General features: G+C 69.2%; 19 protein-coding genes. 11 read left to right on the top strand and 8 right to left on the bottom strand.

The window, feature by feature from the left end:
* Positions 1 to 60 precede the first annotated feature (60 nt).
* Both ACIQU4_RS38350 and ACIQU4_RS38345 read right to left on the bottom strand, forming a co-directional pair.
* Positions 61 to 591: an SMI1/KNR4 family protein gene (locus ACIQU4_RS38350; protein WP_403741251.1), complete on the bottom strand. Its 531-nt coding sequence runs from the start codon at positions 589 to 591 to the stop codon at positions 61 to 63.
* Positions 592 to 919: 328 nt separating this feature from the next.
* On the bottom strand, positions 920 to 2,092 hold the full coding sequence (locus ACIQU4_RS38345; protein WP_403741248.1) for a magnesium and cobalt transport protein CorA: 1,173 nt from the start codon (positions 2,090 to 2,092) through the stop codon (positions 920 to 922).
* 135 nt (positions 2,093 to 2,227) lie between these two features.
* Between ACIQU4_RS38345 and ACIQU4_RS38340 the strand changes: the two genes are divergently transcribed.
* Complete coding sequence (locus ACIQU4_RS38340; protein ID WP_403741245.1) at positions 2,228 to 3,364, top strand: winged helix DNA-binding domain-containing protein; 1,137 nt, start codon at positions 2,228 to 2,230, stop codon at positions 3,362 to 3,364.
* A 45-nt stretch (positions 3,365 to 3,409) separates the two neighbouring features.
* Entirely contained in the window at positions 3,410 to 5,092 is a 1,683-nt protein-coding gene (locus ACIQU4_RS38335; protein ID WP_403741242.1) for an AMP-binding protein, read from the top strand.
* Positions 5,093 to 5,178: 86 nt separating this feature from the next.
* On the opposite strand, the gene ACIQU4_RS38330 is transcribed toward ACIQU4_RS38335, so the two are convergent.
* Positions 5,179 to 5,670 carry a glutathione peroxidase gene (locus tag ACIQU4_RS38330; RefSeq protein ID WP_403741240.1) on the bottom strand — a complete coding sequence of 164 codons (492 nt, stop codon included), beginning with the start codon at positions 5,668 to 5,670 and terminating at the stop codon, positions 5,179 to 5,181.
* Positions 5,671 to 5,785: 115 nt separating this feature from the next.
* Entirely contained in the window at positions 5,786 to 6,637 is an 852-nt protein-coding gene (locus ACIQU4_RS38325; RefSeq protein WP_403741237.1) for a hypothetical protein, read from the bottom strand.
* A 292-nt stretch (positions 6,638 to 6,929) separates the two neighbouring features.
* On the opposite strand from ACIQU4_RS38325, the gene gcl reads away from it, so the two are divergent.
* Both gcl and ACIQU4_RS38315 read left to right on the top strand, forming a co-directional pair.
* Entirely contained in the window at positions 6,930 to 8,717 is a 1,788-nt protein-coding gene (gene gcl, locus ACIQU4_RS38320) for a glyoxylate carboligase (protein ID WP_403741235.1), read from the top strand.
* A 105-nt stretch (positions 8,718 to 8,822) separates the two neighbouring features.
* A complete protein-coding gene (locus ACIQU4_RS38315) occupies positions 8,823 to 9,461 on the top strand; it encodes an ATP-binding protein (protein WP_403741232.1) in 639 nt (212 codons plus the stop codon).
* Between the two features lie 77 nt (positions 9,462 to 9,538).
* On the opposite strand, the gene ACIQU4_RS38310 is transcribed toward ACIQU4_RS38315, so the two are convergent.
* The 4 genes from ACIQU4_RS38310 to ACIQU4_RS38295 all read right to left on the bottom strand — a co-directional run bounded on the left by ACIQU4_RS38310 (position 9,539) and on the right by ACIQU4_RS38295 (position 14,464).
* Positions 9,539 to 10,330, bottom strand: coding sequence for a class I SAM-dependent methyltransferase (locus ACIQU4_RS38310; RefSeq protein ID WP_403741230.1), 792 nt, complete (start codon positions 10,328 to 10,330; stop codon positions 9,539 to 9,541).
* 660 nt (positions 10,331 to 10,990) lie between these two features.
* The gene (locus ACIQU4_RS38305) at positions 10,991 to 12,448 is read right to left on the bottom strand and encodes a catalase (RefSeq protein WP_403741227.1); all 1,458 of its coding nucleotides are present in this window, start codon (positions 12,446 to 12,448) and stop codon (positions 10,991 to 10,993) included.
* Between the two features lie 207 nt (positions 12,449 to 12,655).
* Positions 12,656 to 13,555: a 2-hydroxy-3-oxopropionate reductase gene (locus ACIQU4_RS38300; RefSeq protein WP_403741226.1), complete on the bottom strand. Its 900-nt coding sequence runs from the start codon at positions 13,553 to 13,555 to the stop codon at positions 12,656 to 12,658.
* A 75-nt stretch (positions 13,556 to 13,630) separates the two neighbouring features.
* Complete coding sequence (locus ACIQU4_RS38295; protein WP_403741223.1) at positions 13,631 to 14,464, bottom strand: TIM barrel protein; 834 nt, start codon at positions 14,462 to 14,464, stop codon at positions 13,631 to 13,633.
* Between the two features lie 126 nt (positions 14,465 to 14,590).
* Here ACIQU4_RS38295 and ACIQU4_RS38290 point away from each other — a divergent pair, with 126 nt between their 5' ends.
* From ACIQU4_RS38290 to ACIQU4_RS38260, 7 genes are all read left to right on the top strand, one after another.
* Positions 14,591 to 14,842, top strand: a complete 252-nt coding sequence (locus ACIQU4_RS38290) for a thiamine-binding protein (RefSeq protein WP_403741220.1) — start codon at positions 14,591 to 14,593, stop codon at positions 14,840 to 14,842.
* Positions 14,839 to 15,222, top strand: coding sequence for a helix-turn-helix domain-containing protein (locus ACIQU4_RS38285; protein WP_403741217.1), 384 nt, complete (start codon positions 14,839 to 14,841; stop codon positions 15,220 to 15,222). The genes ACIQU4_RS38290 and ACIQU4_RS38285 overlap by 4 nt, the downstream gene beginning before the upstream one ends.
* Positions 15,223 to 15,375: 153 nt before the next feature.
* Entirely contained in the window at positions 15,376 to 15,894 is a 519-nt protein-coding gene (uraD, locus tag ACIQU4_RS38280; RefSeq protein WP_403741214.1) for a 2-oxo-4-hydroxy-4-carboxy-5-ureidoimidazoline decarboxylase, read from the top strand.
* Positions 15,895 to 15,896: 2 nt separating this feature from the next.
* Positions 15,897 to 16,301 carry a hydroxyisourate hydrolase gene (uraH, locus tag ACIQU4_RS38275; RefSeq protein WP_403741212.1) on the top strand — a complete coding sequence of 135 codons (405 nt, stop codon included), beginning with the start codon at positions 15,897 to 15,899 and terminating at the stop codon, positions 16,299 to 16,301.
* A gap of 1 nt (position 16,302) precedes the next feature.
* The gene (gene pucL / locus ACIQU4_RS38270; protein ID WP_403741210.1) at positions 16,303 to 17,226 is read left to right on the top strand and encodes a factor-independent urate hydroxylase; all 924 of its coding nucleotides are present in this window, start codon (positions 16,303 to 16,305) and stop codon (positions 17,224 to 17,226) included.
* Between the two features lie 191 nt (positions 17,227 to 17,417).
* Entirely contained in the window at positions 17,418 to 18,821 is a 1,404-nt protein-coding gene (locus tag ACIQU4_RS38265) for an 8-oxoguanine deaminase (RefSeq protein ID WP_403741207.1), read from the top strand.
* Between the two features lie 329 nt (positions 18,822 to 19,150).
* Positions 19,151 to 20,536 carry a nucleobase:cation symporter-2 family protein gene (locus tag ACIQU4_RS38260; RefSeq protein ID WP_403741204.1) on the top strand — a complete coding sequence of 462 codons (1,386 nt, stop codon included), beginning with the start codon at positions 19,151 to 19,153 and terminating at the stop codon, positions 20,534 to 20,536.
* The last annotated feature ends 158 nt before the right edge of the window (positions 20,537 to 20,694 follow it).

Below are 20,694 nucleotides of genomic sequence, written 5' to 3'. Positions count from 1 at the left end.
GCGTCCGATCGAGGGTTTGTCCAGTGATTCCGGCCGGTCGTGCGGGTGACGATGCTGGGTTCAGCGGCAGAGCCCCATGATGGTGTCGTCGAAGTCGGGGAACTCCTGGGACGCCAGGTCGATCACGGCTGCCGCCGACCGGCGCTGTTGCGGTGCGAATCCTTCGGCGATGGCTGCCAACTCCGGATTGGGGTGCGCCCTCCAGTCGGGCTCGTACGAGGTGGCGGCTTCCCAGGGGCCGAAGCCGTCGGCCAGTAGCCACAGGAAGTCGCCCAGATCGCGGGCGACGACACCGGTCTCTCCTTCGGACCCGAGGAAGACGACGGGCTGCTCGGCCAGCGGCCGGCTCGGGCGGATGAGCCAGAACGCCGCGTACCCGCCCGTGCCGTCCTGTCCGAACACGCGGAAGTCGCCGCCGTCCAGCTCGCTGTTCCCGGTCCACGCCTGGAACCAGTCGGTGGTCTCGGCAGCGGACAGGAAGGCCGGGAAGGGCTCGAAGTCGACCCCGGTCTTCCCGTCGGCGTAGTCGAATCGAACGGCCATCGCGGTGGCCAGCGCGGCGGGGAACTGTCGGTCATCGGTGGGCGTCACTGGGACAGGCTAGCCAGGGGGTCGGACATCGACGCTCTACGGTCCAGGTTGTTGGACGACTGCCGGTTTGTAGGCGTCGGGGGAGGCAGGGCAAACCTGGTCGCGACAACGGGTGGCACAGAAGATGCTGTGCCACCCGTTGCCGTTACCTTCCGTAACCGTGTGCAGTCGAAGGCAGTCGGCAGTACGGGAGGGCCAGCCCCAAGGTGCGGGGGAGTGCCTGGCATGGGCGGCCTGCGGATTCTCCCCAGATTCTCCCCAGGGGGCCCTGCGGGCCACCTTTGAGGGTTCGCAAGAGCTAAGTTGATCAACGGTGCTGGTGTGCGGTCTACAGCCAGTCGCGCTTCTTGAAGATGACGTACAGGCTCGTGCACACCACTGCCATCAGCAGAATCGCGAAGGGATAGCCCGCCGCCCAGTGCAGCTCCGGCATCGTCTCGAAGTTCATGCCGTAGATCGTTCCCACCAACGTGGGTGCAAACAAGATGGCTGCCCACGAGGAGATCTTCTTGATCTCCTCGTTCTGTTCGAAGCCGGCTTCGGCCAGGGCTCGCATTTCGGCGTTCTGTTGTTGGGAGACCAGGGTGGCGTTGACCGTCAGGATTTCGGTCAGGGCCTGGCGGAAGCCGTCCACGCGCTCGCTGGTGTGGGTGACGTGGTCGGCCACGTCGCGGAGGTAGCGTTGGAGTTCCTCGTCCGTGCCGTACTTCGCGAAGCCCGCCATCAGGGCGTGGAGCATGCCGACCAGGGGGCGGGTGGCGCGTTGGAACTCGACCGTCTCGCGGGAGAGTTCGTAGATGCGGCGGGAGACCTCCGGGTCGCCGCGGAAGACCTCCGTCTCGATCTCGTCCATGTCGTTCTGGACGCCCGCGACGACCGGGGCGTAGCCGTCGACCACCGCGTCGAGGATCGCGTACAGGGCGGCCTCGGGGCCGAGGGACAGGAGCTCGGGGGTCTCCTCCATGCGGCGGCGGACCGCGGAGAGGTCGGGGGCGGCGCCGTGGCGGACCGTGATCAGGAAGTCCGGGCCGACGAAGATGTGCAGCTCGCCGAACTCGACCTCCTCCGGGGCGTCGAGGTAGCGCGCCGCGCGCAGGACGACGAAGAGGGTGTCGCCGTAGCGCTCCAGCTTGGGGCGCTGGTGGGCCTCCAGGGCGTCCTCCACGGCGAGCTCGTGGAGGTTGAACTCGGCGGCGAGGGAGTGGAGCTCCGGCTCGGTGGGGCGGTGCAGGCCGATCCAGGCCATGCCGTCGGGCTGGTCGCGCAGTCGGCGGAAGGTCTCCGCGAGGGTCGCGGGGGAGGCGATGCGCCGGCCGTCGCGGTAGACGGCGGAGTCGATCACGCTGCGGTGGTCCGGGGGAGTCGCCGGCGCCGGCGCGGGCTCCGGGCCGGCCGGCGGGGAGGCGGGGGGCGTGGCGGGCGGGGCCGCGGGACGGCGCCATCCGGCGCGCTTCCCGGACGGTGCGGGGCGGCGGTGGCGGTGGTCCGGGCGCTCCGGCATCGCAGGTCAGCTCCCCAGTCGGCATCTTTCCTTCGGCGAGAGGAAGGATATCGGAAGGATATTGGTCGTTCTGGGCCGCTCTGACCCTTCTCGTTGCGGACAGTATCCGTCCGCAAGTGCGAGTAGCTTGCCGGTATGGGCTCCGTACTCGACACCCGTTCACTGAACCGTGCCACGCTCGCGCGCCAGCTGCTTCTCGGCCGCGCCGCACTGTCCGCCGAGGACGCCGTCGCGCACCTGCTCGGACTCCAGGCGCAGAACGTGAAGCCGCCGTACTTCCAGCTGCACGCCCGGCTCGTCGGATTCCGGCCCGCCGCCCTCGCGGAGCTGATGGAGTCCCGGAAGGTGGTCCGGATGGTCACCATGCGGTCCACCATCCACACCCACACCGCGCACGACGCGCTGACCCTGCGCCCGCTGGTCCAGGCCGCCCGCGACCGCGAGGTCAACGCCTTCCGCAAGGGCCTTGCCGGGGTCGACCCGCAGCGGCTCGGCGAGCTCGCCCGGGCCTTCGTCGAGGCTGAGCCCCGCACGATGGGCGAGATCCGCGAGGAGCTGCTGGGGCACTGGCCGGACGCCGATCCGCAGTCGCTGTCCGTCGCCGCGCGGTGCCGGCTGCCGCTCGTCCAGGTCACGCCGCGCGGGGTCTGGGGGCGCAGCGGGCAGGTACGGCTCACCACCCTGCAGCAGTGGATCGGCAGGCCGGCGGCGGGCGAAGCCGCGCCGCAGTACCAGGTCGACGATGTCGTACTGCGCTACCTCGGTGCCTTCGGGCCCGCCTCCGTCAAGGACATGCAGACCTGGGCCGGGCTCACCCGACTGCGGGACGCCTTCGAGCGGCTGCGCCCCCGGCTCGCCGTCTTCCGCGACGAGAACGGCGTCGAGCTGTTCGACCTGCCCGACGCGCCCCGACCCGACGCCGGCACCCCGGCCCCGCCCCGCTTCCTCCCGGAGTTCGACAACCTGCTGCTCTCCCACGCCGACCGGACCCGGGTGATCGCCCCCGAGCTCAAGGGGCGCACCTGGACGGGGAACCAGTCCCACCGCACCCTCCTCGTGGACGGCTTCGTCGCCGGGCTGTGGCTGTGGGAAGAGGGGACACTGACCATCGAGCTCTTCGGAAAGGTCTCGAAGGCGGAGAAGGAGCACATCGTCGCCGAAGGGGAGCGCATGATCGCCGAGATGGGCGAGCAGAGCGAGATGGGCGAGCAGAGCGAGACGGCCGAGACCGGCGGCCGCCCCTCAGTACGCTTCGGGTCAATCCACGGCTGACGCCGCTCTGGTGGGGCGCACCGGCGGCACGGCACGATGCCTTCCATGACGCACAACACCGGCGCCACCGCCGAGTTCCTGGCCGCACGCGACTACCTGCTCGAACGCCGCGGGGACTATGAAGCCGCCCACGCCGGATTCACCTGGCCCCGCCCCGAGCGCTTCAACTGGGCCCTGGACTGGTTCGACCACATCGCCACCGGCAACGCCGCCGACGCCCTGCGCATCGTCGAGGAGGACGGGACCAGCCGGTCCGTCTCCTTCGGGGAGCTGTCCGTACGGTCGTCCTCCGCCGCCAACTGGCTGCGCGACCAGGGCGTCGCGGCCGGCGACCGGGTCCTGGTCATGCTCGGCAACCAGCGCGAGCTGTGGGAGGTCATGCTCGGCGCGATGAAGCTGCGCGCCGTCGTCATCCCCGCCACCCCCCTCCTCGGCGCGGCGGACCTGCGCGACCGCATCGAGCGGGGCAACGTACGGCACGTCATCGTGCGCGCCGACGACACCGGCAAGTTCGACGAGGTCCCCGGCACCTACACCCGGATCGCCGCCGGAGCCGACGTACCCACCGGATGGCGGCGGCTGGAGGACATGTACGCGGCCGACGCCCACTTCAGCCCGGACGGCGAGACCCTGGCCACCGACCCGCTGATGCTGTACTTCACCTCCGGCACCACCGCCCGCCCCAAGCTCGTCGAGCACACGCACGCCTCGTACCCCATCGGGCACCTCTCCACCATGTACTGGCTCGGGCTGCGCCCCGGCGACGTGCACCTCAACATCGCCTCGCCCGGCTGGGCCAAGCACGCCTGGTCCAACCTCTTCGCCCCGTGGAACGCCGGCGCCACCGTCTTCGTCCACAACTACGCGCGCTTCGACGCCGAGCGTCTGATGGCGGAGATGGACCGGCACGGCGTGACCACGTTCTGCGCCCCGCCCACCGTGTGGCGGATGCTGATCCAGTCCGACCTCACCACGCTCCGCACCCCTCCCCGCGAGGCCGTCGCCGCGGGCGAGCCGCTCAACCCCGAGGTCATCGAGAAGGTCCGCGAGGCCTGGGGCATCACCATCCGCGACGGTTTCGGCCAGACCGAGACCACCCTCCAGGTCGGCAATTTCCCGGGGGCCGCGGTCAAGCCCGGCTCGATGGGGCGTCCGGCGCCCGGGTACGAGATCGTGCTGCTCGACCCCGTCACCGGCAAGGAGTCCCCGGACGAGGGCGAGCTCTGCGTGGACCTGCGCCCCCGGCCCGCCGGGGTGATGACCGGCTACCGGGACGACCCCGAGCGCACCGCCGAGGCCATGGCGGACGGGCTCTACCGCACCGGCGACATCGCCTCGCGCGACGACGCGGGGTACCTCACCTACGTCGGGCGTTCGGACGACGTCTTCAAGGCCTCCGACTACAAGATCAGCCCGTTCGAGCTGGAGAGCGCCCTGCTCGAACACGAGGCCGTCGCCGAAGCCGCCGTGGTCCCGGCCCCCGACCCGCTGCGCCTCGCCGTGCCGAAGGCGTACATCGCGCTCGCCGCCGGCTGGGAGCCCGGGCCGGAGACGGCCCGGGCGCTGTTCGCGCACTCCCGCGCCGTGCTCTCCCCGTACAAGCGGATCCGCCGCATCGAGTTCGCGGAGCTGCCGAAGACCGTGTCCGGCAAGATCCGCCGCGTGGAGCTTCGGGAGCTCACCGCGGCCGGGTCGGGCGCCGAGTACGACGAGGCCGAACTCGGCTGAGCAGCGCGTACGGATACCGCCGGGGCGGACCGCCGACCGTACGGCCGGCCCGCCCCCGTACGGCCGGCCCGCCCCCGTACGTCCGGTCAGGCCGGCAGCTGCGCCTCGATCGCCGCGATGACCTCGGGGGCCTCGGGCTCGACGCTCGGCCGGAAGCGCGCCACGACCTCACCGGCGGGGGAGATCAGGAACTTCTCGAAGTTCCACTGGATGTCGGCGCCCGCCTCGCCGTCGGCGTACGAGGCCTTCACCAGCTCCGTGTACAGCGGGTGCCGGTTCTCGCCGTTGACCTCGGTCTTCTCCAGCATCGGGAACGTCACGCCGAAGCCGGCCGCGCAGAAGGTCGCGATGTCGTCGGCGGTGCCGGGCTCCTGCCCGCCGAACTGGTTGCAGGGCACGCCGATGACGGTGAACCCCTTCTCCTCGTACTTGAACTGGAGCCGAGCCAGTCCCGAGTACTGCGGGGTGAGACCGCACTGCGAGGCGGTGTTCACCAGCAGGATCGCCTTGCCCTTGTGGGCCGCCAGGCTGGTGGGCTCGTCGGACAGGGTGGTCAGCGGGATGTCGTACAGGCTCATCGGGCTCTCCTCGGCACAGATACGGATACGTGTTCCGCCATGTGCTCCGAGCCTACGTCCTGTCCCCGCGGCCTGATCGGCCCGGTCGGCCCGGTCGGCCCGGCCCCCGACTGCCCTACGCCCCCGTGCCCACCAGCGCGTCGGCCGGGTCGTTGACCGGCTGCGGCATGCCCGTGAGGTCCATGACGAACAGCGGTATCCCGAGGTCGTCAGCGCGGGAGCGGGCGTCCTGCGTGTACCCGGCCAGCGAGAAGTAGACGCTGGTCGCGGAGGCCGTCAGCCCGTTCAGCCAGACGCACTCCACGGCCCGCAGCCCGGCCGGCGCGGTGGTCGGGTCCACCTGGGCCACCAGTCCGGGGGCCCGCAGGTCCACGGCCGCCGAGGGGATGGGCCGCCCGTCGGGCTGGCGGACGTCCTGGAAGCCGAGCCACCGCAGGTACAGCGCGGCCGTGGCCACCGCGTCCCGGGCGGTACGGATGGTCACCGGGCGGAACGCGGGCCGCTGCGCGGGAGCCGCCGGAGGCCGGCCGGGAGCGCCGGGTCCGGCCGGCCCGGGGCCGCCGGAGTCACCCGACCCCGCCCGCGCCTGCCCCCGGACGTCTCCCTGTACCTCTCCCCGTACGTCGCCCCCTACCTCTCCCCGTACGTCGGGACGCGGACGCAGCCCGTCCCGTACGCCTCCGCCCGGCGCGGACTCCGGCTCCACCGGATGCACCGGAATCCGCACCACCGTCCCGCACGACGCGCAGCCCAGCTCCGGATGCGGCCACTCGCTCACCCGCCCGCAGGCCGCGCAGCGCACCGCCACCCACGTGTCCGACCAGGTCCGGTGCGTCAGCGGCAGGGGCGGCGCCGCCAGGTCCAGCGGCGGGGCCACCGGACTCCCGCAGGCGCACGGGAAGACCGGGGCGGCGTATTCGTTCTCGCGCAGGCACGCCGGGCAGCGCACCGGTACCGCTTCCGCCATGAGTACTGCCCCTCCGTCGCTCTGCGTAGGCCCATGCTCCACCACCGGCCACCACCGCGGCGAGCGTGCCCTCGATTTTCCGCTGATATTCCGCCGCGTCCCGGTGGTTCGTACAAGTCGCTTGCGTGACACGCGGCTTTTGGTGTGTTCCGGGGTCCTGAAGCTCCTTGACGTGCCGGGACTGGCCGCTTAGCTTGTTCCGTATAGCAGAACATAACTTCCGTATTGCGGAAACACTCTGGAATCCGGAAGCAGCCTGACCGCCTGACCGCCTGACCCGCAGGAGAACTCGATGCCTCGTATGACAGCTGCCGCCGCTGCAGTGGAGATCCTCAAGCTCGAGGGTGTCGAACAAGCGTTCGGTGTCCCCGGTGCTGCGATCAACCCGTTCTACCGCGAGCTCAAGAACGTGGGCGGCATCGCGCACACGCTGGCCCGCCACGTCGAGGGCGCCTCGCACATGGCCGAGGGGTACACCCGAGCCAAGGCGGGCAACATCGGCGTCTGCATCGGCACCTCGGGCCCGGCCGGCACCGACATGATCACCGGTCTGTACTCGGCCATCGCGGACTCGATCCCGATCCTGTGCATCACCGGTCAGGCTCCGGTCTCGAAGCTCCACAAGGAGGACTTCCAGGCCGTCGACATCGCCTCGATCGCCAAGCCGGTCACCAAGGCCGCGACCACCGTCCTGGAGGCCGCGCAGGTCCCCGGCGTGTTCCAGCAGGCCTTCCACCTGATGCGCTCCGGCCGTCCGGGCCCGGTCCTGATCGACCTCCCGATCGACGTTCAGCTGACCGAGATCGAGTTCGACCCGGAGACCTACCAGCCCCTGCCGGTCTACAAGCCGCAGGCGTCCCGCGCCCAGGCCGTCAAGGCCCTGCAGTTCCTGCTGGAGTCCGAGCGCCCGCTGATCGTCGCCGGTGGCGGCATCATCAACGCCGACGCCACCGACCTGCTGGTCGAGTTCGCCGAGCTGACCGGCGTCCCGGTCATCTCCACCCTCATGGGCTGGGGCACCATCCCGGACGACCACGAGCTGGCCGCCGGCATGGTCGGCGTCCAGACCGCGCACCGCTACGGCAACGCGACCTTCCTGGAGTCGGACTTCGTCTTCGGCATCGGCAACCGCTGGGCCAACCGTCACACCGGTTACAACCTGGACGCCTACACCAAGGGCCGCAAGTTCGTCCACGTCGACATCGAGCCGACCCAGCTCGGCAAGATCTTCGCCCCGGACTTCGGCATCGCCTCGGACGCCAAGGCCGCGCTGGAGCTCTTCATCGAGGTCGCCAAGGAGCTCAAGGCCGAGGGCAAGCTGCCGGACTTCTCCGCCTGGGCCGCGTCCGCGCAGGAGCGCAAGGCCACCCTGCAGCGCCGCACGCACTTCGACAACATCCCCCTGAAGCCGCAGCGCGTCTACGAGGAGATGAACAAGGCCTTCGGCCCGGAGACGCGTTACGTCACCACCATCGGGCTCTCCCAGATCGCGGCCGCGCAGTTCCTGCACGTCTACCGCCCGCGCAACTGGATCAACTGCGGCCAGGCCGGTCCGCTCGGCTGGACCATCCCGGCCGCGATCGGTGCCGCCACCGCGGACCCGCAGACCCCGATCGTCGCGATCTCGGGCGACTACGACTTCCAGTTCATGATCGAGGAGCTGGCGGTCGCCGCCCAGCACAAGGTCCCCTACGTCCACGTCCTCGTGAACAACGCCTACCTGGGCCTGATCCGCCAGGCGCAGGGCGGCCTGGGCATCAACTTCGAGGTCAACCTCGAGTTCGAGAACATCAACACCCCCGAGCTGGGCGTCTACGGCGTCGACCACGTCAAGGTCGCCGAGGGTCTGGGCGTCAAGGCCATCCGCGTCACCGACCCGGACAAGCTGGGCGAGGCCTTCGAGGAGGCCAAGAAGCTCGCCGCGGAGCACAGCGTCCCGGTGGTCGTCGAGGCCATCCTGGAGCGCATCACCAACATCTCGATGAGCAAGACGGTCGACATGAGCGACGTCACCGAGTTCGAGGAGCTCGCGACCGAGCCGGGCCACGCCCCGACCGCGATCCGCCCGCTGTCCGTCTGATCGCCTGACGACTGCGGTACGAAGCGGCCCCCGTCCCTCCGCGAGGAGGAGCGGGGGCCGCTCTGCGCTGTCCGACGGAGAGCAGCGGGTCGGCATACTGCTCCCATGGACAGATCAGTGGCCTCCTGGCGCAACACGACGCACGACTGGGCACGTTCCGTGGACGCCGACCACCTCGGCCGTATCCGTCAGGACCAGGCCGTGTTCGCCCCTGGCGGCCTTCCCCACCTGCTGCTCGAAGTCGTCGCGTACGCGGCCGACGAGGCGGAGTGCACCGGCGGAGGGCGTTGTACCGTCACGCTCCACGCCGACGGCTCGGTGTCCGTGGCGGACGAGGGCCGGGGCACCGACACCCGCCTCGACGGTCACGGCCGGCCGGTGAAGAAGCCGATCATGGCGACGAAGGACCTCCGGTTCTTCGACCACCCCGAGGCGCAGATCCTTCCCGACGGCCACCCGCGGCGCGGCATGTCCGTCGTGGCGGCGCTGAGCGAGTGGCTCGTCCACACCAACCGCCGCGCGGGCGGAGCCTGGGTCCAGCGCTACGAACACGGCGTTCCCACCACCGACCTGACGCCGATCGCCGACGCCGGCGCTACCGGTACGACCGGTACGACCGTCCACTTCCGCCCCGCCGAGTCCCTGCGCGCAGCGGGCGGCGCACCGACCCCCGACGAACTGGCCGCTCTCGCGAACGTGTGGCCGTACCTGTCCGTGGAGATCGACGACCGCCGCGCCGCCTGATCGCACGTATGGCCTGTTGACCGAACCAACTCATGAGACTATGCAGGTCAGTTGGGTATCTCGGCGCCGCGGTTGGGTCAGCCTGGCTTGACCGCCAGCGTCGCAAAATAGTTCGACATGTATTGGGCGGATGCATTGGATTGGTCCGGTGCTTCTGCGAAGCCGGCGAGGACGAACCCCGCGGCGAGTTGCCCGCCGATCTGGTCGCTGAGGGTGTGACTGTATTCAAGAGCGGCATCCGCGCCGAACTTCGTGGCGCGTTCCTCGGCGGAGTAATGCGTGACATCGCTGTAGGGCAGCTTGTGCACGACGACCAGCTCGCCGCGCTCGTCGAGGGCCTCGTGGTCGAACAAGTACACATCAGGGTTGAGGAAGCCCACGAGCAGAGTTCCGCCCGGTCGCAGGACGCGGAAGCACTCACGCCACACCGGTGCCAAGTCGGGTACAAACAGGTTCGAGACCGGGTGGAACACAACATCGAATGCTGCGTCGCCCAAGGCGCTGAGGTCGCGCATGTCGCCCAGTACGGTGCGCAGCTCAAGTCCGTCGCGCGCCGCCACCATCTGGTCCTGGCCGAGCTGGCGGGGCGAGTTGTCGAACACGGTGACCCGTGCCCCTGCGGCGGCGAGGATCGGACCCTGCTGGCCACCGCCGGAGGCCAGGCACAACACGTCCTTGCCGGTCAGGTCCGTCGGCAGCCAGGAGCGGTCGACCGGCTCACGCCCGATGAGAACAATCGACCAGTCGCCCATGCGGGCGCGCTCGACATCCTCAGCACTCACCGGCCTCGACCACTCGTTGCCCTCCTGGACATACCTGTCCCAGGCTGCCCGATTATGGGCACCGGGGTCGACGACATGGTCCTGCACGCGTAACTCCCTGCTACAGCCAAGCGGACACCAGCGGTACCGACGGTTCGGCGTCGCTAGCCAACACGATCACAGGTGCGGGCTCAACGAAATTAGCGGGCGTCGAGGTGCCCACGAGCTCGCCGGGTGGTTGCGCAGCGGGTGCGTAGGCGCTGGTTGACGGGGTCGCGGAAGTATTTCGAAGAGTCTCGTGACCTGGACCGTGACCACGTTCAGGGGCCGATGGTCAGACGGCGTCGGCACCGGTCGAGCAGTTCGGAGAAGACGACACGCATGACAAAGCGCCGAGTCACGGGACCGTCCGTGACTCGGCGCTTTGAGTGTGACCGCCCGACGGTGCGAGGCTGGCGCGACAGGACATTCGCGCCGCCGGGCGGAGTATGGCGGCTCATATACAGGGGGCTCTGTGCGTGGCCCCCTGTATATAAGGAGAAGGTGGGAGGAGCGGCTGGGACCGCGACGGGCGGTGACGAGAGCTCCGGCGTCGTCTCCCTCAGGTCAAGAGACGGGCCTCGGCACCCATTACCACCGCACTGGCTCACACGCCCGTCGCGGTCCTCGTCCGGCCCTTACCGCGTACCACCCCTCATCCGGGTCCGCGGTTCGGGCTCGGCACCCGGGACCTGACCTCCCGCCAGGTCCCCGGTGCAGCTGTGTGGCTCAGGCGTCGCGCAGGGCGCGGACGGTCTCCTCGACGCGGCGGCCGTAGTCGGCGTCCGCGGCGTGGAAGTGAGCCAGGTTCTTTTCGATGACATCCTCGAGGGTGACCTGAGACAGGCCGCCGGCGATGTTCGCCACCAGACGCTGCTTCTCGGCCTCCGACATCAGGCGGTAGAGCTCACCGGCCTGGAAGAAGTCGTCGTCCTTGGTGTGGGCCGGGGCCTCGTGGGTGCCCGTGTAGCCGGAGACGGCCTTCGGGGCGCCGAGCGCGAGCCCGGTCTCGGCGGGGCCCTGGTACGAGTTGGGCTCGTAGTTCTTGTCGTGGCGCGAGCCGTTGCGCAGCGCCATGACGCCGTCGCGGCCGTAGTTCTCGGCCTTCGTCGCCTTCGGGGCGTTGACCGGCAGCACGGTGTGGTTCACACCGAGGCGGTAGCGCTGGGCGTCGGCGTACGCGAAGAGGCGGCCCTGGAGCATCTTGTCCGGCGAGGCGGTGATGCCCGGGACGAAGTTGTTCGGGGAGAAGGCGGACTGCTCGACCTCGGCGAAGACGTTGTCCGGGTTGCGGTCGAGGACCAGGCGGCCCACGCGCTGCAGCGGGTAGTCGCTGTGCGGCCACACCTTGGTGAGGTCGAACGGGTTGAAGCGGTAGTCCGCGGCCTCGGCGGCCGGCATGATCTGGACGTACAGGGTCCAGCTCGGGTTCACACCGCGCTCGATCGCCTGGAGCAGGTCGGTCTGGTGCGAGTTGGCGTCCTTGCCGACGAGCTCGGCGGCCTGCTCGCCCGACAGGCAGCGTATGCCCTGGTTCGTCTTGAAGTGGTACTTGACGAAGAAGGCCTCGCCCTGCTCGTTCGTCCACTGGTAGGTGTGCGAGCCGTAGCCGTTCATGTGACGGTACGAGGCAGGGATGCCGCGGTCACCCATCAGCCAGGTGATCTGGTGCGTCGCCTCGGGGGCGTGCGCCCAGAAGTCCCAGACGTTGTCCGGCTCCTGCTTGCCCGTGAAGGGGTCGCGCTTCTGGGAGTGGATGAAGTCGGGGAACTTGATCGGGTCCTTGATGAAGAACACCGGGGTGTTGTTGCCGACGAGGTCGTAGTTGCCCTCTTCGGTGTAGAACTTCAGCGCGAAGCCGCGCGGGTCGCGGACCGCGTCCGCGCCACCGAGGGAGTCGGCGACGGTGGAGAAGCGCAGGAAGGTCTCGGTCTTCTTGCCGACCGTGTTCAGGAACGCGGCGCTGGTGTACGCGGTGACGTCGTCGGTCACCTCGAAGTGGCCGTACGCGGCGGAGCCGCGGGCGTGCACCACGCGCTCCGGGATGCGCTCGCGGTTGAAGCGGGCCAGCTTCTCCAGGAGCTGCTGGTCCTGGATCAGGAGCGGGCCACCGACGCCGGCGGTGGCGGAGTTCTGGTTGTCGGCGACCGGGGCGCCGGACTCGGTCGTCAGCGTGCGCTTCGACATGGTGACCTTCCGTACGGGAAACCTGCTGACGGAAAGCGTCTTCCGTCATGCGGAACAGCCTAATTTCAGGCCGAACGCAGCGTCAACAGTTTGTTGAACAAAGATGGAGAGAGGTGATCCGGACGGTGCCGGCGCCTGGGCGCGACAGGACAGGTGTCAGCACCGGCACCATCCGGAAACTCAGAGCCCCTGCGAGAGGGGAGGCGCTCAGATCTGGGCGCCGGAGAGGCGCTCGACCGCGCGGAGCAGCGCCGAGTGGTCCAGGCCGCCGTCACCCTGGGCGCGCAGCGAGGCGACCAGCTGGGCGACGACCGCGCCGACCGGGAGGGCCGCACCGACGTTGCGGGCGGCGTCGGTGACGATGCCCATGTCCTTGTGGTGCAGGTCGATCCGGAAGCCGGGCTTGAAGTCGCGGTTCAGGAAGTTGTCCTTCTTGCGGGTCAGGACCGTGGAGCCGGCCAGACCGCCGTTGAGGACGTCCAGGGCGGCGGTGAGGTTCACACCGGACTTCTCCAGGAAGACCACGGCCTCGGCGCACGCCTGGATGTTCACCGCGACGATGAGCTGGTTGGCGGCCTTCACCGTCTGGCCGGAGCCGTGCGGACCGCAGAGCACGATGGTCTTGCCGAGGGTTTCGAGGATCGGCAGGGCCGCGTCGAAGTCGGCCTGCTCGCCACCCACCATGATCGACAGCACGGCCTCGATGGCGCCGGCCTCGCCGCCGGACACCGGGGCGTCGATGACGCGGATGCCCTTCTCGGCGGCCTTCTTGGCGAGGTCGATCGAGGTCTGCGGGGTGATCGACGACATGTCGATGATCAGCGCGCCGGACTTCGCGTTCTCCAGGATGCCGTTCTCGCCGTACGAGATGGCCTCGACCTGCGGGGAGGCGGGCACCATCGTGATGATGACGTCGGCGTCCTTGACGGCCTCGGCGATCGAGCCGGCGGCGGCGCCGCCGGCGGCGGCCAGGCGGTCGAGCTTGTCCTGCTCCAGCGTGAAGCCGGTGACCGGGTAGCCGGCCTTCAGGAGGTTCTCGGCCATGGGGGAGCCCATGATTCCGAGCCCGATCCAGGCGATCGACGGGAGCGCAGTGGGGTTGCTCATGATGAGGGTCCTTCTCTTAATGCTTCGTACGAAAAGTTCGTGAGGTGCCTGGCTGATCGCCCGGACTTGGTCCGCCTACTTCGCGGCGCGGGCCTCGGACGGCAGCCACGCGAAGGAGGCGGCGGCGTCGGCGGCCTTGTACTCCAGGCCTACGTAGCCCTCGTATCCGGCCTTCTTCAGCTGGTCGAGCAGCTCCTCGAGGGGCAGCTCGCCGGTGCCGGGGGCACCGCGTCCCGGCTTGTCCGCGATCTGGACGTGGCCGGTCTTGGCGGCGTACTTTTCGATGACCTCGGAGAGGTCCTCATCGTTCATCGCCAGGTGGTACAGGTCGAGCAGGAACTTGGCGTTCCCGAGGCCGGTGGCCCCGTTCACCTTGTCCACGACCTCGATGCCGGCCGGGGCGCTCACCAGCGGGTAGAGCGGCGACTCGGGCTTGTTGAGGGTCTCGATCAGCAGGATCGCGCCGACGCGGTCCGCGGCCCGGGCCGCCACGACCAGGTTCTCCAGGGCGAGCTCGTCCTGAACGGCCGGGTCCACACCCTCGACCCGGTTGCCGTAGAGGGCGTTGAGCGCCTTGCAGCCCACCGACGCGGCGAAGTCCGCGGCCACGTCGATGTTGGCGTTGAAGCGGTCCGACTCCTCGCCGGGTACCGAGACCGCACCGCGGTCCGGGCCCGGCAGCCGGCCGGCGTAGAAGTTCAGGCCCACCAGCTGGGTGCCGGCGTCCTCAAGAGCCTTCTTGAGGGCGTCGAGCTCCTCCTGAGCGGGGGTGGGGGTCTCGATCCAGGGCCACCACAGCTCGACCGCTGTGAAGCCCGCCGCGGCGGCTGCCGCGGGACGCTCCAGAAGCGGGAGTTCCGTGAAGAGGATCGAAAGGTTCACATCGAAGCGCTGGTCCGTGTATCCCATGAGGGGTGTGCGCTCCTTCCGTATTGCGGAAGTTAGTTTCTGCTTGATGGAAGACTGCATCGGGCTCGTCGTGGATGTCAAGCCCGGACTGCCGAAAAAGAGTGACCGGGAGGTAGCTTGACCAGCGTGCGATTGAGAGTGGAGTTCACGACCGAGCCCTTCGATCTCGAAGAGGCCCCCGCCCATGCCGTGGCCGCTCGCGAGGTCATCCAGAAGGCCCAGCTGGACGCCGTCGACGTGGGCCCGTTCGGCAACACCGCCGAGGGTGACGCCGACGCGGTGCTGGCCGCGGTGGCCGCGCTGCTGCGCGACTCACTGGAGTCCGGGGCCACCCGCGTCTCGCTCCAGGTCAACGTGATCGGGGAGGACACCCCATGACCGAGCCCCGCGACCACCCGTTCGTCACCGCGGTCAAGCCGCTGGTCGACGCGATGGGCGGCGAGCTGATGGATCCGGCCCTGGCGCAGCCCGACGACGTCGTGCTCAGCTGGGAGGGTCAGGACCTGCTGGCCGTACGGCTGCCCCAGCTGTCCGACTCGCTGGACCACATCCTGGCGGCGCTGGAGCGCCGGCACGGCGTACCGTTGTCACAGCTCGACCGGAAGTCCAAGCAGGACGTCGTACGGATACTGGAGGCGCGCGGCGCCTTCTCCGTGCGGCACGGCGTGGAGACGGTCGCGGGCGCCCTGGGCGTAAGCCGTTTCACGGTCTACAACTACTTGAACAGGGAAAACGCCAGCAAAGGCAACCAATCGTGAAACCCTCCTGACGCATGGTGACGAGCCGCCGCCCAATTCATCCGGGCGGCGGCTTTTGTGTACGGGAAGTTTCAACAAAGTGTTGACGCCGTGTTGTCGAGGGCGTTAGCTATGCGCAGCCCGTCAAGCAACAACAGGCCACGGAGGCCTACCGTGACTTCGAGTCCGACCCCGGGTCTCACCCGGTTCAACGCCTTGGACGACAGTGCGGCCACGGCTGAGCTGCACGAGGTGTGCGCCAGTTCGGCATGGGGGAGCAAGCTGCTCGCCCAGCGCCCCTTCGCCGGCGCCGACTCCCTGTTCTCCGCGAACGAGGCCGCCATGGCGGAGCTCACCGCCGAGGACCTGGCCGAAGCGATGGCAGGCCACGCGCCGATCGGCCGGCCGAAGCCGGGGGACCCGACCTCCGCCCGCGAGCAGCGCGGTATGGCCGGTGCCTCGGAGGAGCTCAAGAACGAACTCCTCGAACTGAACCTGGCGTACCAGGACAAGTTCGGCCACGTCTTCCTCGTCTGCGCCACCGGTGCGACCGGTGAGTTCATGCGGGACGCGGTCAGGGTCCGGATCGACAACTCGCCGGAGCAGGAGCGGGAGATCGCCCGCGGCGAGCTGGTGAAGATCAACCGGATCCGTCTGACCCGCCTCGTCGAACTCGCAGAAGAAGGAGCGTGAGCATGAGCACCGCGACCACCGCGTCGGTGTCCACGCACATCCTGGACACCAGCATCGGCCGCCCCGCCGAGGGCGTCGCCATCTCCCTGTCGGCCCGTACGGGTCTGGACGGCGAGTGGGTGGCCCTGGGCGGCTCCGCCACCGATGCGGACGGGCGATGCAAGGACCTGCCGGCGCTGCCGGAGGGCACCACCCACGTACGTCTCGACTTCGAGACCGAGACGTACTTCTTTGATAAGCACAGTTCCAAGAAGCAAGCCGAGGCGCAGCAGGACGCCCCCCGCGTAAGGGACAGCGGTGCGTTTTTCCCGGAAGTGACGATCACCTTCGCGGTCACTCCCGGCGAGCACTACCACGTACCGCTGCTGCTCAACCCGTTCGGCTACTCCGTTTACCGAGGGAGCTAGCATGGCCACGATTCTGGGCCAGAACCAGTACGGCAAAGCAGAGAACCGCGTCGTCAAGATCACGCGGGACGGCGACACCCACCACATCAAGGACCTGAACGTCTCGGTCGCCCTCTCCGGCGACATGGACGACGTCCACTACTCCGGCTCGAACGCCAACGTCCTGCCGACGGACACCACCAAGAACACGGTGTACGCGTTCGCCAAGGAGTACGGCATCGAGTCCGCCGAGCAGTTCGGCATCCACCTGGCCCGCTGGTTCGTGAACAGCCAGGAGCCGATCCAGCGTGCGCGCATCCGGATCGAGGAGTACGCCTGGGACCGGATCGCCACCTCGGACGCCAACTCCAAGTTCATCGGCTCCGACGAAGTCAACCACTCCTTCATCCGCAAGGGTATGGAGACCCGCGTCACCCAGATCACGTACGACGGCCAGAACTGGGAGGTCATCTCCGGCCTCAAGGACCTGATCGTCATGAACTCCACGAACTCCGAGTTCTGGGGTTACGTGAAGGACAAGTACACGACCCTGCAGGAGGCGTACGACCGCATCCTGGCCACCCAGGTGTCGGGTCGCTGGCGCTTCAACTGGACCGACGACGAGCAGCGGATGCCCAACTGGGAGAAGTCCTACGCCGAGACCAAGAAGCACATGCTTCAGGCCTTCGCCGAGACCTACTCCCTCTCGCTGCAGCAGACCCTGTACCAGATGGGCTCGCGCATCATCAACCACCGTTCGGAGATCGACGAGGTCCGCTTCTCGCTCCCGAACAAGCACCACTTCCTCGTCGACCTGGAGCCCTTCGGCCTCAAGAACGACAACGAGGTCTACTTCGCCGCGGACCGTCCGTACGGTCTGATCGAGGCCACGGTCCTGCGGGACGGCGTTGACGCCCGCATCCCCGTGGACATGACCAACCTCTGAGCGCGGCACGCGCGTCCCGGGGCCCCGCAGTGGCCCCGGGACCGCACGACACGCCCCCCACTTCCTGAATCGGCACCCGGACGCAACACACGGGGCGACAGTACTGTCAGCTGTCAGGCCCCCGGCTCCGGCACTCAAATCCCCTGGGTTTTGCCGTGCCCGCACCGCCACTGAAAGCACGAGGAAGTCCCATGGCAGCATCGGCAGCCCAGGACGGCGCAGTAGAGCGCATCGTCATCGAGAACTGCGCGATCGCAACCGTTGACGCCAACGACACCGAGTACGCCTCGGGTCACATCGTCATCGCCGGCAACAAGATCGAGTCCATCGGTGCGGGCAGGGCCCCCGAGAACCTCGACAACGTCGTCCGCCGCATCGACGGCACCGGGCACCTCGTGACTCCCGGTCTGGTCAACACGCACCACCACTTCTACCAGTGGATCACGCGCGGCCTGGCCACCGACCACAACCTCTTCAACTGGCTCGTCGCGCTGTACCCGACGTGGGCGCGCATCGACGAGCAGATGGCGTACACGGCCGCCCAGGGCTCCCTCGCCGCGATGGCCCGCGGTGGTGTCACCACCGCCATGGACCACCACTACGTGTACCCGAAGGGCGCCGGCGACCTCTCCGGCTCGATCATCCGCGCCGCGTCCGAGATGGGCGTCCGCTTCACCCTCGCCCGCGGTTCGATGGACCGCAGCGAGAAGGACGGCGGCCTGCCGCCGGACCACGCCGTCGAGACCCTCGAAGGCGCGCTCGCCGACACCGAGGCGACGGTGAAGAAGTTCCACGACGCCTCCTTCGACGCGATGACCCAGGTCGCCGTCGCCCCCTGCTCCCCCTTCTCGGTCTCCACCGAGCTGCTGAAGCAGGGCGCCGAGCTGGCCCGCCGCCTCGGTGTGCGGATGCACACGCACGGCAGCGAGACCGTCGAGGAGGAGAAGTTCTGCCACGAGCTCTTCGGCATGGGCCCGACCGACTACTTCGAGTCGACCGGCTGGCTCGGCGAGGACGTGTGGATGGCGCACAGCGTCCACATGAACGACTCCGACATCGCCGCGTTCGCCCGTACCAAGACCGGTGTCGCGCACTGCCCGTCCTCCAACGCCCGTCTGGCCGCCGGCATCGCCCGCGTCCCGGACATGCTGGCCGCCGGCGTACCGGTCGGCCTCGGCGTGGACGGCACCGCCTCCAACGAGTCTGGTGAGCTGCACACCGAGCTGCGCAACGCGCTGCTGATCAACCGGCTGAACCCGGTCCACCGCGAGGCCGCGCTCAACGCCCGCCAGGCCCTGCGCCTCGGTACGTACGGTGGCGCGCAGGTCCTCGGCCGCGCCGACAACATCGGTTCGCTGGAGGCCGGCAAGTGCGCCGACCTGGTGCTCTGGAACATCAGCACCTTCCTGCACTCCTCGATCGCCGACCCGGTCACCGCGCTGGTCTTCGGTGCGGCCGCCCCGGTGACGGCGTCGTTCGTCAACGGCAGGCAGATCGTCGAGAACAACCGACTCCTCTTCGCCGACGAGGACGCCATCGCGGTGTCCACCCGCGAAGAGGCCCAGCGCCTCGCGCGCATCACCGCGCAGGGCTGATCCCCTCGGAGTCCGGCCGGGGGGGACGGCCCCCGGCCGGTCGTCGCGGACCCGAGCGGGGTCCGCGGCAGCCGTTCCCGGGAAGCGCCCGAGGTTTTCCGAGGGCGTTCCCGGGGCGGTGACTCGTGCCACTACTTCGCTGGAACGGTTTGGGCGAATCGTTTCCGCGCCTCTTGGGACAAGAACGAGCACCACTCGCAACACCCCCCCACCTCCACCCCCACCACCCCCACCACCCACAACTCCATACAGGCTCGACTTGCACAGCTTTCGCACCACCTCCAAGACACCCACGTCCCTGCTGACGTGTTACCCGACCGGAGGAAGCCGTGGCACACACGCCCAGGTTTCGCAAAGATGCAGTCGCAGTACCGGAGGAGAAGCACCCGGTCGACGAGACCCTGCCTCCTCTGAAGATGTTCACGAGCGGCCTCCAGCACGTGGCCGCCATGTACGCGGGTGTCGTCGCCCCGCCCATGATCGTCGGCCCTGCCGTCGGACTCTCCGCCACCGAGACCGCGTTCCTGATGGGCGCCTCGCTCTTCACCGCCGGCCTCGCCACCCTCCTCCAGACCCTCGGTTTCTGGAAGATCGGCGCCAAACTCCCCTTCGTCAACGGCGTTTCGTTCGCCGGCGTGACCCCGATGATCGCCATAGGCAAGGGGGAGGGCGCGGACGCCATCCCCGTCATCTTCGGCGCGATCATCGTCGCCGGGGTCGTCGGCTTCTTCGCCGCCCCGTACTTCGGGAAGCTCGTCCGCTTCTTCCCGCCGGTCGTCACCGGTACGGTCATCACCCTGATCGGCGTGTCCCTGCTGCCGGTCGCCTTCAACTGGTCGCAGGGCGGCAACCGCACCGCCACCGACTACGGCTCGATGCAGAACATCGGCATGGCCGCCGTCACCCTCGTCATCGTGCTGCTGATGCGCAAGTTCCTGCGCGGCTTCCTCCAGCAGATCTCGATCCTGCTCGGCCTGGTGGCGGGCACGCTGATCGCGCTCCCGCTGGGGATGACCAGCTTCGACACCGTCAAGAACGCCTCGCTGGTGGGCTTCCCGACCCCGTTCCACTTCGGCGCCCCGCAGTTCCAGGTGGCCGCCATCGTCTCCATGTGCATCGTGATGCTGGTGTGCATGACCGAGTCCACCGCCGACATCCTGGCGCTGGGCAAGATCGTCGGACGGCCGGCGGACGCGAAGACCATCGAGGGCGGACTGCGCGCGGACACGCTCGGCAGCGCGCTCAGCCCGCTGTTCAACGGCTTCATGTGCAGTGCCTTCGCGCAGAACATCGGGCTCGTGGCGATGACCAAGGTGCGCAGCCGGTTCGTCGTCGCCGCGGGCGGCGGCATCCTGATCCTGCTGGGCCTGTGCCCGATGGCGGCCTCCGTCATCGGCGTGGTCCCGCTGCCGGTGCTCGGCGGGGCCGGCATCGTCCTGTTCGGCTCGGTCGCGGCCAGCGGGATCCAGACCCTGGCGGGCGCGGCCATGGAGAAGGGCGAGAACGCCCTGATCGTCGCAGCCTCGGTCGGCATCGGCCTGATCCCGATCGCGGCGCCGGAGTTCTACCACGCGTTCCCGAAGGACCTGCTGGTCGTCCTGGACTCCGGCATCAGCACCGGCTGCGTGGTGGCCATCGTGCTCAACCTGGCCTTCAACCACTTCGGCGCCCAGCGGGCCTCGGCGGCTGCGCCGGAACCGGTCCCGGTGCACTGACCCGGCCCGTCCGGGCCGCCCACGGCGGTGGGGGGGCCCCCCCCCGCGGGGGGGGGGGGGGCCCCCCCCGGCCGGGGCCCCCCCGGCGGGGGGGGGGGCCCGGCGGGGGGGGGGGGGGGGGGGGGCCGCCCCCGGGGGTGGTGAACAACAACCCCCCC

The sequence above is a fragment of the Streptomyces sp. NPDC090741 genome (assembly GCF_044769045.1).
In the GTDB taxonomy this organism is placed as follows: Bacteria; Actinomycetota; Actinomycetes; order Streptomycetales; family Streptomycetaceae; genus Streptomyces.
This window is presented reverse-complemented; position numbering and strand designations above follow the sequence as displayed.